This window comes from Caulobacter sp. GW821-FHT12D05 (genome assembly GCF_058807295.1).
Genome location: NZ_JBXAQO010000002.1, coordinates 185,961 through 197,972, shown reverse-complemented (window position 1 = coordinate 197,972; position 12,012 = coordinate 185,961). Strand labels below are relative to the sequence as shown.

Genomic DNA, 12,012 nt, shown 5'->3' with positions numbered 1-12,012 from the left:
GGCGTGAGCGCTCGGGCCAGACCTCAGGTCTATCGAAGGCGGCGGGCCGGAGCGCCGGGCGCCCACAAACCGCGACCGGCGGTGCGGGCTTCTTCCTGCGCGGCCGCATAGACGCCCTTGCTGAAGGCGCGCCATTCGGTGGTCAGGCCCGAGCGGATCATGGCGGCGTTGACGTCAGGGCTGGCGCTCGACCAGCATCTGGCGACGTGGCGACCGTAGCGGTCTTCCTCGACCACCCGGCAGCCGACCCGGCCGCGCGTTAGGCTGATCAGCAGGTCGCGCGCCTCGTAGGCCAGCGGTTCGGCCGGCTTTTGTCCGTTTCGCACCTCGGGCGCGTCGACCCCGAACAAGCGAATGCGATCAGGCCCGCAGCGCAGGGTGTCGCCGTCGTGAACGGTCGGCGCGGTGCAGGCGATCAGGCCGGCGGCGAGCAAGGCAAGAGCGGTCATGGCGCGGGTATAGGGTGCTTTGGCGCGCTCGCCATGGCCAAGGCCCTGGAGAAGAGCCCGCGTCGCGCCCGCCCCGCCGGATCGGCGGGCGGGCTGACCGCTAGTCTTCCTTGGGAGGCCCGCCGTGCGACCAGACCCGGGTGTGAACGCCGTCGATGACGACGAAGGCGGCATTGATCGCCGCGCCAAACGAGGGGACGTCCATCCGGAGCGACAGATATTCGTTCTACTCCTTGGTCTTCTTCCTGGCCGCGCCTCGGTCGGCCAGCTGCGGGTGACGGGGTAGTCGGGGCTTACTGCCAGCCGTTTCGGCCATGGGGCGGATCTGAACCTTCTTGAGGTTGATGGCCAGGGTGGCGATGTCGCCGGTGAACACGCCGTCGGCAGGGGCGAAGGTTTCGATGGTCGTCACGGCTGTCTCTCCAAGAGATCATCGCCCGGTCGCGTCGAACGCGGCCTCTTCTGGCCTGATCTGACCGGGGATCGGTCCATCCCCGCAACCTTGGCCTCTTCCTTTCTTCCCCTGGGACGGGGCGTCCCATTCCTCGCGAGGCAAGAAACTCAAGGCCTTCGGTCCTTCGCTGACGCTTCGGGAGCGCGCCCACAAGCTTGCGGGCAGGGCGCGCACTGCGGGGCCGACATCGACCCCGATCTTGGATCGCCATCGAGGCCGCGATCGGCGCGGCCCGCAAGACGATCGGAGAGACAATCATGACGACCATCGGAACCTTCGCCGCCCATGCCGACGGCTCGTTCACCGGCGACATCGCCACCCTGGCCATCAACCTCAAGAAGGTTCAGATCCGCCCCGTCGCCGAAAAGGCCAGCAGCAAGAGCCCCGACTACCGCGTCACCTGCGGCCTGGCCGACCTGGGCGCGGCCTGGAAGAAGACCAGCAAGGAGCAGAACGAATATCTGTCGGTTCGGATGGACGACCCCTCGTTCGGCGCAGCGATCAACGCCGCGCTCGTCGTCATCGACGGTGTCCACACCCTGGTCTGGTCGCGCGGGACGCCGCCCAAGGAAGACTAGCCGTCAGCCCGCCCCGCCGATCCGGCGGGGCGGGCGCGACGCGCGGGTTGTTTTTGAGGATGCGGCGATGGCCCTTCATTCTCAAGGTGGTCCGCCGTTGTTGCGCCAGGGTTTGTCGTTGTCCGACCGACCCGCCAGGCGTCTTGAGGCCGGTGTTTGGGCGGCTCAGAACAGCCCTGCGGGTTCCGCGAGGGCGCTTCCAACCGCCCGCCCAGGCGTCCGTTTCGCAAATCCGCGCCGTCGCCCACGCTCGCCGCCTTGAGCGTGCGGTGAGGCGGCGGCTCGAACGGCCTGCTTTCCTCCCCCGGGCATGTCCTCGAGCCGCCGCCAGACCGCGCCGCTGGCGCTTCAAGCCGTCAGTCGACAAGCCGCCGCCCAGCTGATCTCGAGGTCTTAAGGATCTGGGGCCTTAAGGATCCCCGGACTGTGGTGGGGCGGGGTGATAGGCCTCGGCGATCGCCCGTTCCAGCCATTCCTCGGTGCTTTCGGTGCGCTTGGTCAGATACGTCTCGATCTCTTCGAAGGCGCGCCGAAACGCCGCCAACAACAGAGCGGGCGGCACCAGCGCCAAGCGCGCGCCGACCCGCTCGCGAAACTCCTTGAACGCCACCCAGAAGGTCGAGAAGAGCTTGTTGTCCATGGTCTGGATCGCCAGGTCCGGGTCCTCGAAGGTCACGGCCAGGACGACGCCGATAGCGTCGCTGCGCGTGGCGGTGGCGAACTGTCGGACCTTGTAGAGATCAAGGCGGCCCACGCCGGCTTCGAAATCCTGATAGGTGCGCGAGGCGACGCCCATCTTCTGCGCGGTCTCATCGACCGTCATGCGCCGTTCGTCCTTGCGCAGCGTTCTGAGGATTTTGGAGAGCAGTCGCGCTTGACGCACAAGCGGTCTCGACGGCGAACCGTCCATGCGACGCTCCAACTTAAGCAAACAACTTATGGGCGACTATAGCGAGCCGCTCGCTGCCGTCGAGGTGGGGTGCGGCCTGGATGACGAATTTGCCCGCGCAGCAATCCATTGCATTGCGCAGGTCGCAACGCGCGTGGACGCGGGGCGATTTTCCGCGTCCTTTTCGGCAGGGTTTGGCCAAAGGGCGCGCGGCCGATCTTACGGATACGGGCGCTTCTCCGCGCCGTCCTATGGCGATTTGGACCTGGCTGTGGAATTGGCTGACGGCGGAAGACAGGCGCGTGCGCGGTCTTGGGTCTCTAGCCGGGGCTTCTAGCTGGGCGCGCGCTCGGGGAGTCTTGCCTCGGGGCTGTCGCCAAAGACCTGATCGTCTCGCGCCAAGAGCGCCTGGCGGCTGACATCCTCGACTCGATTGTAGGCGGCGAGATTGTCGGGGTCGCAGCGCCAGGCCTCGAACGCGGCCAGATCCTCGTTCTCGACGGACGACTTCAAGAGCCGCTTGAACCACTGCGCGGCCTGTTGTTCGACGCTCATGGGTTCGCTGGGCGCCTCAATCATCGCGGCTGCTCCGGTCGCATCGCGCTAAGAACAATTCCATAGGCCCAACGTCGCGGGAGGGTAGAGGCGTGTCGTCGGCGCCCAACCGGTCGGGCGCATGCTGATACGAAAGACCGATGATCTTCTTCAGTACAATATATCGCGCGCCGTCGACGCGAGCACAAAAATGATCTGCTTGAACCAAGGCGTCCGGTTCTGAAACGCGCTCGCGACCCAAGCGTAAAGACCAACGGGCGCAAGACGCCGGCGTGACCTTTCCAGCGTCGAGCCGTTCCTTGGCGCGCGGCGGATGGGCTGACGTCGCGCGGGGTTTTCCTTGAGCGCCTGATTTCATCCGCAAGCGGACAGCTTGGCCCATGGCTACGCTGTCCATGAGGCGCGCGCCTCTGGCGCCATGCGCGTCATGGCCGCGCCGCTCGATCCTTCGAGACCGGATCGCGCCGCGGGCGATTGGCGCGCGCGGCTGGAGCTCAGCGCGCCCGAGCTGGCCTGGGAGTTTCTGCGCCGTAATGGCGACTATCACCTGGAGTTTGCGCGGGTGGCGCGCGCGCCAGACCAGGTGGATCCGCGCTGGGGCCTGCGGTTTGGCGCCGATCCGGCGGTCGCCGCGCCGCTGGCCGAGGTCTTCTGGCGCGCCGACGCCGCGCCTGGCCTGGTCGTGCCACTTGCCCAGGACAGCGCGCGGCCTGCGCCTGAAGCCCGGTCCTGGCGGCCGGCCGGCCGGGCGCGCCAAGCCGATGACGGGCTCCATGTCCGCCTGCCGGAGGGCCTCCAACTGCAGTATCGCGGCCGCGCGCGGCCGGGCGGGGCGCTCGTGGTGGTGCTGGGTTTCGACCAGGACCTTGGCCTTCGAGTGCGCGCCGTCGAGCGGTTCCACCGCGCCGTGACGGGCCTTGCCGCGCCGCCGTCACACCTCACCGCCGCCCAACGTGAGCGCCTGGCCAAAAGCCTCCTGGCGTTGGACGCCGCCCAGGCGGGCGCCAGCTATCGGACCATCGCGGTGTTGCTGTTCGGCGCCGAGGCGGTCGATCGCGAAGTCTGGCGAACCTCCTCGGTGAGAGCCTCGACCATCCGCCTGGTCCAGGCCGGTCGCCAGATGATGCGCGGCGGCTACCTGAAGATCCTGCGGGGAGGCCTCTAGAGGGGGTGACGAAAAGGGCGCCCCTCGTCTTCGTCATCCGCTCAGGCGCCGCCGCCGCGCCAGCCTATCCCGACGACGCCGGGCTTAGCCGAGCGTCGCCGAGGATCTGTCATGAGCAACAACACCTCATCTGTCCCCCAACGTCATCTGCGAACGCCGGAGGCCGCACGGTTCTTGGGCCTGTCGGACCGAACCCTGGAGAAGCATCGCTGCTACGGCACCGGCCCGGTCTATCGCAAGATCGGCGGCCGGGTGGTCTATACCCTCGAGGACTTGCAAGCCTGGTCGGCGCGCGGCGCGCGCACTTCGACCAGCGATCCAAACGCTGAGGTCCTTCCGCCGGCCAAGCGCCACGCCGCCCTGGCGCCGGCCTATGCCGCCCAATCGACTGGCCCCGGCGGGCGCCAGCCATGAACACGGAGGTCGATCTCCTGTGGCTCGAGGGGCGCATCGAACGCTCGATCCGGTTTGGTCGCCAAGCCGCCGAACGGATCATCGATGCGCGCCGGCGCATCGTCGCGTTCGCGCCGGGGAGCGTCTTTGGTTTCGTTCGCTTGCGCGCCGGCGAGCGCGGATCGGTCGAGGCGCGCATCGCCATCTTGCGCGCGCCCGCGCCGGGCCAGGCCTTCACGACCTATCCCTTCGTCGCGCCGGGCGCGGAAGTCCTGCTGAACCTTCACGGCGGGACGAAGGTCCAGGCGGTGTTGGAGGCGATCGGCGCGGTCGAGCGCCTGGGGCTGGCGCCCGGCGCGATCGCGCCCGACCATTGGCGCCATGTCGGCGCGCGGATCGGGGTTGGCCTGCCGCCGCGCGGTTATGATCGCGCGCGCCATCGCGCCTTTCTTTTGCGTCGGAAGCTGGCCCTGTGACCGGGCGTGCGTGGACGGCGGCCAGCCTGATCACGGGCTGCGCGCTGGTCGTTGCGCCCGCTGTGCTGCCGCTGCGCGAGCGGTTGATCCTCAACACCACGGCCAGCGCGCCGCTGGGCGTCTACTGGCTGGCCTATCGACGCCCTGAGGTCGGGGCGCTGGCGCTGGTGCGACCGCCGGAGGATCTGGCCCGCTGGATGGCGGCGCGCGGCTACCTGCCGCGTGGCGTACGGCTCATCAAGCACGTCGCGGCCGTCGAGGGACAGGCCGTCTGCGTGAAGGACGGCGTGGTAACGATCGATGGGGCGATGGTCGCCGCCGTGCTGGACCATGACATGGTGGGCCGGCCCTTGAGCGCTGCGAGGGTTTGCCGGCGTCTGGCGGACGGCGAGATCTTCCTGCTCAACGCCGCGCCCAGGAGCTTGGACGGACGCTATTTCGGGCCGCTCTCGCAGCGCTGTGTCGCCGGACGCCTGACGCCGCTTTGGACCTGGGGGCGCTGAAGATGGCGCTCGTTCTTCATTCCAGACATGGCCATCCGTCACGCCTGACGCGCGCGCTTGGCGGCCTGGCGATGAGTATCAGTCTTGCTCTGACCGCGCCCGCGCAGAGCGCGGCGCGCGCGCCTGACGCGCAGGCGATCGCGACGATCATCGACCAGGCGGCGGCGCGGTTCGGGGTGCCGCCGATCTGGATCAAGGCGGTGATCACGGCCGAAAGCGGCGGCGATGCGCGCGCGGTTTCCCCCAAGGGCGCCATGGGGCTGATGCAGCTGATGCCAGGCACCTGGCGCGCGATGAGCGCGCAACATGGACTAGGCGCTGATCCTTTCGACCCTCGCGACAACGTGCTGGCGGGCGCGGCCTATCTGCGTCAGCTCCATGACCAGTTCGGTCAGACCGGTTTCCTGGCCGCCTACAATGCCGGGCCGGGGCGCTATGGCCAGGCTCGCGCGGGACGTCGCCGTCTGCCGTCCGAAACCCTCCTCTATGTGCGCCGGGTCGAGCGGCTGATCGCGGCCCAGTATGGGACGGGCGTGACGTTCAGAGCGCCGGCCAAGATCGATTGGCGCGCGGCGGGGCTGTTCGTCGAGACCGAGGCTGCCTTCGCCGACGAGACGGCCGCGCCGTTCTTTCCAGTGACCCCAGGCTTTCCGGTGACCCCAGGGCGGGTGTCGCCATGAGCCGTCATCGTCTGGGTCGCGGGGGCAGAGGGAATTGCGAGGGGATCTGCGCGCCGGTTCTGGGTGGCTGGGGGCTTGGCAAGATAAAAGGACCGGGACCTTGCGGCCCCAGGTCGTTGATGGTGCTGGCCAATTTCCGGGACTTGTCGATGCGGCCGGGTCCCGGGTTTTCGCTGATTTCGTTTGCCGACAATGACTTGACCGGGACCTGCCGCCGGGATCGGCGGCCATGAACCGGGAGGACGACTTCTTTGTCCGTCTTGGCCGTATTGGCGATCGTGGCGCCTCGGGCGGCCAAGCCCGCGGCTTTGTGGGCGAGGTGCTCGGGAGCGCAAGCAAGACCGGGCAGGGGGCGTTGGGCTCCGCTGGGCGTCCGCGTAGCGGCGGGCGGGGCCGAACGGTCCGGGCCGGGCTGAACGGCGGGCGCCGGGTGATCGTCAAGGCGCGTATCGTCCGTCACCGTGGCGCGCGCTATCGGGCCGCCTCCCTGGGCCAGCACATGCGCTACCTGCGGCGCGAGGGCGTGACCAGGGATGATCGCCCCGCCCAGATGTTCGATCGCGCCGGGGCGGCTGACCACAACGGGTTCGCGCAGCGTTGCGAGAACGATCGCCACCACTTTCGCTTCATCGTCTCGCCGCAGGACGCCGAGCGGCTGGAGGACCTCAAGGCCTATACCCGCGATCTGATGGCCCAGGCCGAACGTGATCTTGGGACGCGGCTGGACTGGGTGGCGGTCGATCACTGGAACACCGACAATCCCCATGTCCATGTCCTGGTCCGCGGCCGCGCCGACGACGGGACCGACCTCGTCATCGACCGCGACTACATCGCCACGGGTTTGCGTCAGGCCGCTGAGCGGCTGGTGGGGCTGGAGCTTGGGCCGCGCACGCAAGCCGAGATCGACGCCAGTCTCGACCGCGAGGTCACCGCCGAGCGCTGGACGAGCCTTGACCGACAATTGCAGGCGATGGCGCGGCCGGACGGCCAGATCGATCTGCGGCCGGATGGCGATGGCGCCCCGACGCGCCTGATCGGCCGGGCCGCCCATCTGGAGCGATTGGGCCTGGCCCAGCAGCAGGGCGGCGTCTGGCGACTGGCCGAAGATCTCTCCGAGCAGCTACGCGGCCTGGCGCTGCGGGGCGACATCATCAAGACCTTGCACGCGGCGATGCGCGGCGAGGCGCGCGACCCGGCTCAGCTGGTGATGCACGCCCAGCCGCCGGCAACGGCGATCCTGGGCCGCCTCGCCGATCGGGGTCTGCAGGATGAACTCAGCGGCCAGGCCTATGTCGTCATCGACGGCCTGGATGGCCGGCTGCACCATATCCGGTTTGCGAATCTAGACCAGACCGGCGACACCCGTCTCGATGGGCTTGTCGAGGTGAGATCCTGGAGCCGGGAAGGGCAGGCGCCGAGGCCCGATCTTGTCCATCGCGCCGACCTTCCGATCTACCGGCAGGTGACCGCGCGGGGCGCGACCTGGCTTGATCGGCGGTTGGTCTCAGGTGAGCCGGCGCCGATCGGCGGCGGCTTTGCGCGCACGGTGCGGCAAGCCTTGGAGGCGCGCCGTGGCGTGCTGGCGCAACGCGGCCTTGTTGATGAAGCGGGCCGACCGGCCGCCGACCTTCTAGGACGGCTTCGGCGCGAGGACCTTACGGCCGCTCGAGAGACCTTGGCGCGTGAGACGGGCCTGGCGGCCAAGACGCCCATCGCGGGCGAGGCGGTGGGCGGCCTCTACAGCCGGCGGCTTGATCTGGCATCGGGACGCTTTGCCATGCTGGAGGACAGTCTGGGCTTCCAGCTCGTGCCCTGGACGCGCGGGCTGGAACGCCTGCGCGGCCAGGTCGTGCGCGGAACCGCGCGGCCGGGCGGCGGCATCGATTGGGCGCTGGGGCGCACGCGGGGGATCAGTCTTTGAAAGAAGGTCCAGCCCGATGAACGGGACCAAGGTCCTATGGGGCCAGATGATCGTCGTCTTGGCGCTGACGCTGGCTGGCGTATGGGGCGCGACGCAGTGGACGGCTTGGCGGCTGGGCTTCCAGGCCGGCTTGGGGCCGCCATGGTTCGAACTGGGCGAGTGGCCGATCTATCCGCCGCCGGCCTTCTTCGTCTGGTGGTTCGTCTATGAGGCCTATGCGCCGGCGATCTTCCTACGCGGCGCCTTGATGGCCGCCGGCGGCGTGCTGGCGGCTATCGCGGCGGCCATGGTGATGTCGATCGGCCGCGCCCGCGAGGCGTCGAATGTGACGACCTATGGCTCGGCGCGATGGGCGAGCACGGCGGAAGTTCGGCGCGCCGGCTTGCTTGGTCAAGACGGCGTCGTCCTGGCCCGCCTGGGCGATCGCTATCTTCGACATGACGGACCTGAGCACGTCATCGTCGTCGCGCCCACGCGGTCGGGCAAAGGCGCGGGGCTTGTCGTGCCGACACTGCTGACCTGGACGGGTTCGGTCATCGTCCACGACATCAAGGGCGAGAACTGGACGCTGACGGCGGGCTGGCGCGCCAGGCTTGGCCCTGTGCTGCGCTTTGATCCCACCGACGCAGGCTCGAGCGCCTACAATCCGCTGATGGAAGTGCGGCGCGGCGAGGCCGAGGTCCGGGACGTCCAGAACATCGCCGACATCCTGGTCGATCCCGAAGGCGCGCTCGAGCGTCGCAATCACTGGGAAAAGACCAGCCACAGCCTCTTGGTCGGGGTGATCCTGCACGTGCTCTATGCCGAGGCGGACAAGACCTTGGCCGGCGTGGCCAACTTCCTTTCCGACCCACAGCGCCCGATCGAGGCTGCTCTGTCGGCGATGATGACCACCAAGCACCTGGGTGATCGCCCTCATCCGGTCGTGGCCAGCGCGGCGCGGGAGTTGCTCAACAAGTCGGAGAATGAACGCTCGGGCGTGTTGTCGACGGCGATGAGTTTCCTCGGGCTCTATCGCGACCCGGTGGTGGCCGCCGTGACCTCGCGTTGCGACTGGCGCATCGAGGATCTGGTGGGGCTGGGGCGGCCCGTCAGCCTCTACCTCGTGGTGCCGCCGTCCGACATTAGCAGGGTCAAACCGCTGATCCGCCTGATCCTGAACCAGATCGGGCGTCGCCTGACCGAAGGCTTGGCGGACGTGTCAAGGCGCCAGCATCTCCTGCTCATGTTCGACGAGTTTCGGGCGCTTGGGCGTATGGACTTTTTCGAGCAGTCCGTGGCCTTCATGGCGGGCTATCGGATCAAGGCCTTTCTGATCGCCCAGAGCCTCAATCAGATCGCCGACGCCTATGGCGAGAACAATTCCATCCTCGACAACTGTCACATCCGGGTTGCGTTCGCGACCAATGACGAGCGGACCGCGCGGCGCGTCAGCGACATGCTCGGCACGGCGACACAGCTCCGCGCGATGAAGAACTATGCCGGGGACCGGCTGGCGCTCTGGCTGGGCCATATGATGGTCAGCCGCCAGGAGACGCCGCGGCCGCTGCTCACCCCGGGCGAGGTGATGCAGTTGTCGGCCGATCAGGCGCTGGTGCTGGTCTCGGGACTGCCGCCCATCCGCGCCCACAAGATCCGCTACTGGACCGACGCGCGTCTGGCCGAGCGGGTGCTTGCGCCGCCACAGGCGCTCGCGGCGATCGCGAGCGATGTCGGCAGTCCTTGGACCAAGGTCACGGGCGGCGCCAGCCGTCCTGAGACGGGCGGGCGACCGCGGGACGAAGGCGGACTGAAACTGGAGCCGATGCTGCTGGGCGACGAGGCGGTCGCGCCGAAAACAGCGGTGGAAGAGACGCCGTGGGACGAGGTCGAGGAGGGGGGCGATGAGACCTCGCAGGCCAGTGAAGCCCAACGCCAAAGCGCGCTCGCCCGCCAGGCGGCTCTGGATCCCGACGATGGCATTCCGCTTTGAGGTCCACCCATGAAGGTTCAGACTAAGGTCTTCCTGTCGCGCGATCTCGTCCTGGCGCTGGATGGGGCAGCCAAACGCCTTCGGCGTTCGAAGTCGGAAGTCATGCAGGCGGCGCTGGCCAGTTATCTTTCACCCGACAGCGCCGAAGCCAGTGAGGCGGCGATCAGTCGTCGGCTGGATCGCATGGCGCGCGAACTCGAGCGCATTCAGCGCGATGTGACCATCACCAATGAGGCGACGGCCCTGTTCATCAAGGCCTGGCTCAGCGCCACGCCGGTCCTGGCCGAGGCTGACCAAAAGGCCCAGACCGCCAAAGGCCAGGAGCGGTATCGGGGGTTTCTCGAGGCGCTTGGGCGGCGCTTGGCGGCTGGCAGATTGCTGCGTACGGAGATCCCGGAGGACCGGGCCGATGGCGCTGGGCTGTAGCGAAAACGGTGGGCGGCCGCACTATGTGGGCCGCTGGTTCAGTCCTGTTCGCTCTCGGCCGCCAGAGCGCGGGTGAGGTCCAGGATCTGCCGACGAACGGTGTTGCGGCCGATCCGTGGAAAGAGTTCGGCCAGTTCCAGGCCCTCGGGGGTGGAGAGGAAGGCCTGGATCATGCGTCCGGCCTCCTCGGCGGCGGGATCGGGATTTTCGGCGCAGGGGTCGGCCAGCCCCTCGAAGAAGAACGACAGGTGGACCTGAAGGGCCTTAGCCGTCTCGTAGAGTTTGCTGGCGCTGACACGATTGGCGCCGCGCTCGTATTTCTGCACCTGCTGGAAGGTCAGGCCGAGCGCCGTTGCCAACTGGTCTTGGCTAAGACCCAGCATCTTGCGGCGCATGCGCAGGCGGGCGCCGACGTGGATATCCACAGGGTTGGGGCCCAATGTCTTCGCAGGCAAACTCATCAACGGCTCCTAGGGCCTGGCCTGGCCAGCCGCATCGTCGCGCCAGGCCAGGACGCGCGCGTACGCGCCGCGGGGCGTGACGGTCAGGGGATAGTAGGCGGTAAGAACCGCCTGGAAGTTCTCCGGGCGGGCGGTGGCGAAGACGCCGCTAATCCGCAGGTCGCCGATGCGGGGATCCTCGATCATCAGGGGGGCGCCGTAGCGGTTCATCTCGGCAACGGCGTCAGCCAAACGCTCATCGCGGAAGACGAGCTGTCCACGGTTCCAGGCGGTTTCACGGTCGATATCGGCAGCGGCGACGCTGATGGCCTGTCCAGAGGCGGCGCTCAGCGCCTCACCAGGCTCAAGAACCTGCCGATCGAGCGGGACAAGGCCGGCCAGGCCCGAGCGCCGCAGCGGATCGACCACCACGCGGCCCTCGATCAACAGCACCTTGACCCGGTCGTGGTCGAGACGGACATCGAAGGCCGTGCCGGTGGCGGTGATGCGACGATCGCCAGCGGCGACCACGAACGGGCGCGCCTGATGCTTGGCGACCTCGAACAAGGCTTGACCCTGCAGCAGCCGCACCAGACGCTGGCGGTCGTCATAAGACACCTCGATCAGGCTGGCGGTGTTGAGCGTGACCCGTGAGCCGTCGTCCAGACGTACGCTCAGTCGTTCGCCGACCCGGCTGGCGTATCGGCGTCCATTTGCAGGCGCCTCCGCACTCGCCGGCGTGGGGGGTGGCGTCAAGGTCGCCGGCCGCTCGCGCATCCAGGCCCAGCTTCCCGCCGCTCCGACGACGGCGAGCAGCGTTGCGGCCGCCAGCGCCCAGGCCGGCGCGCTGCGGCGAGCCGGATAGCGCGTCAGCGCCATGTTACGAAGGGCCAGGATCTCGTCGGCGCCCGCCAGGTCACCGGCCATCTCCGCAGGGCCATCGGCTTCGGCATAGGCCGCAGCGTTGGCCGGATCGGCCAGCCAGGTCTGGAAGCGCGCTTCGTCGGATGGGGCGGTCAGGCCCAGGCGCCGTCGCGCCGCCCATTGAACGGCCACGTCACGCGGCGCGGCGGGCTGGCCCCGCCGTTTGTCGAACCACAAAAGGGTCATG

The 12,012-nt window shown here is 68.4% G+C and carries 15 protein-coding genes; 9 read left to right on the top strand and 6 right to left on the bottom strand.

The annotated features are described in order from the left end of the window. Positions 1-29: 29 nt before the first annotated feature. Together AC1RRR_RS08285 and AC1RRR_RS08280 are read right to left on the bottom strand one after the other, a co-directional pair. Positions 30-449 (bottom strand): thermonuclease family protein, encoded by a 420-nt coding sequence (locus AC1RRR_RS08285; RefSeq protein ID WP_492812122.1) that lies wholly within the window; start codon positions 447-449, stop codon positions 30-32. A 226-nt stretch (positions 450-675) separates the two neighbouring features. Continuing rightward, positions 676-861 (bottom strand): hypothetical protein, encoded by a 186-nt coding sequence (locus AC1RRR_RS08280; protein ID WP_492812120.1) that lies wholly within the window; start codon positions 859-861, stop codon positions 676-678. Positions 862-1,160: 299 nt separating this feature from the next. On the opposite strand from AC1RRR_RS08280, the gene AC1RRR_RS08275 reads away from it, so the two are divergent. Further along, on the top strand, positions 1,161-1,481 hold the full coding sequence (locus tag AC1RRR_RS08275; protein ID WP_492812118.1) for a DUF736 domain-containing protein: 321 nt from the start codon (positions 1,161-1,163) through the stop codon (positions 1,479-1,481). A gap of 409 nt (positions 1,482-1,890) precedes the next feature. Here AC1RRR_RS08275 and AC1RRR_RS08270 read toward each other — a convergent pair whose 3' ends face one another. Together AC1RRR_RS08270 and AC1RRR_RS08265 are read right to left on the bottom strand one after the other, a co-directional pair. Further along, positions 1,891-2,304: a hypothetical protein gene (locus AC1RRR_RS08270; protein WP_492812117.1), complete on the bottom strand. Its 414-nt coding sequence runs from the start codon at positions 2,302-2,304 to the stop codon at positions 1,891-1,893. Between the two features lie 399 nt (positions 2,305-2,703). After that, entirely contained in the window at positions 2,704-2,925 is a 222-nt protein-coding gene (locus AC1RRR_RS08265) for a FecR/PupR family sigma factor regulator (RefSeq protein ID WP_492812115.1), read from the bottom strand. A gap of 373 nt (positions 2,926-3,298) precedes the next feature. Between AC1RRR_RS08265 and AC1RRR_RS08260 the strand changes: the two genes are divergently transcribed. The 8 genes from AC1RRR_RS08260 to AC1RRR_RS08225 all read left to right on the top strand — a co-directional run bounded on the left by AC1RRR_RS08260 (position 3,299) and on the right by AC1RRR_RS08225 (position 10,461). Further along, positions 3,299-4,090 (top strand): DUF2285 domain-containing protein, encoded by a 792-nt coding sequence (locus tag AC1RRR_RS08260; protein ID WP_492812113.1) that lies wholly within the window; start codon positions 3,299-3,301, stop codon positions 4,088-4,090. A 111-nt stretch (positions 4,091-4,201) separates the two neighbouring features. Further along, the gene (locus AC1RRR_RS08255) at positions 4,202-4,504 is read left to right on the top strand and encodes a helix-turn-helix transcriptional regulator (protein WP_492812111.1); all 303 of its coding nucleotides are present in this window, start codon (positions 4,202-4,204) and stop codon (positions 4,502-4,504) included. Beyond that, complete coding sequence (locus AC1RRR_RS08250; RefSeq protein ID WP_492812109.1) at positions 4,501-4,959, top strand: DUF2840 domain-containing protein; 459 nt, start codon at positions 4,501-4,503, stop codon at positions 4,957-4,959. The genes AC1RRR_RS08255 and AC1RRR_RS08250 overlap by 4 nt, the downstream gene beginning before the upstream one ends. After that, positions 4,956-5,462, top strand: a complete 507-nt coding sequence (locus tag AC1RRR_RS08245; RefSeq protein WP_492812107.1) for a S26 family signal peptidase — start codon at positions 4,956-4,958, stop codon at positions 5,460-5,462. The genes AC1RRR_RS08250 and AC1RRR_RS08245 overlap by 4 nt, the downstream gene beginning before the upstream one ends. A 71-nt stretch (positions 5,463-5,533) precedes the next feature. Then, complete coding sequence (locus AC1RRR_RS08240; RefSeq protein WP_492812105.1) at positions 5,534-6,142, top strand: lytic transglycosylase domain-containing protein; 609 nt, start codon at positions 5,534-5,536, stop codon at positions 6,140-6,142. A gap of 229 nt (positions 6,143-6,371) precedes the next feature. Further along, the gene (locus AC1RRR_RS08235) at positions 6,372-8,063 is read left to right on the top strand and encodes a relaxase/mobilization nuclease domain-containing protein (protein WP_492812103.1); all 1,692 of its coding nucleotides are present in this window, start codon (positions 6,372-6,374) and stop codon (positions 8,061-8,063) included. A 16-nt stretch (positions 8,064-8,079) separates the two neighbouring features. Next, positions 8,080-10,035: a conjugal transfer protein TraG gene (locus AC1RRR_RS08230; protein WP_492812101.1), complete on the top strand. Its 1,956-nt coding sequence runs from the start codon at positions 8,080-8,082 to the stop codon at positions 10,033-10,035. A 9-nt stretch (positions 10,036-10,044) separates the two neighbouring features. After that, positions 10,045-10,461, top strand: coding sequence for a CopG family transcriptional regulator (locus AC1RRR_RS08225; protein WP_492812099.1), 417 nt, complete (start codon positions 10,045-10,047; stop codon positions 10,459-10,461). 38 nt (positions 10,462-10,499) lie between these two features. On the opposite strand, the gene AC1RRR_RS08220 is transcribed toward AC1RRR_RS08225, so the two are convergent. Both AC1RRR_RS08220 and AC1RRR_RS08215 read right to left on the bottom strand, forming a co-directional pair. Then, positions 10,500-10,922: a helix-turn-helix domain-containing protein gene (locus AC1RRR_RS08220; protein WP_492812097.1), complete on the bottom strand. Its 423-nt coding sequence runs from the start codon at positions 10,920-10,922 to the stop codon at positions 10,500-10,502. Between the two features lie 9 nt (positions 10,923-10,931). Beyond that, positions 10,932-12,011, bottom strand: coding sequence for a FecR family protein (locus AC1RRR_RS08215; RefSeq protein WP_492812095.1), 1,080 nt, complete (start codon positions 12,009-12,011; stop codon positions 10,932-10,934). Position 12,012: the final 1 nt, after the last annotated feature.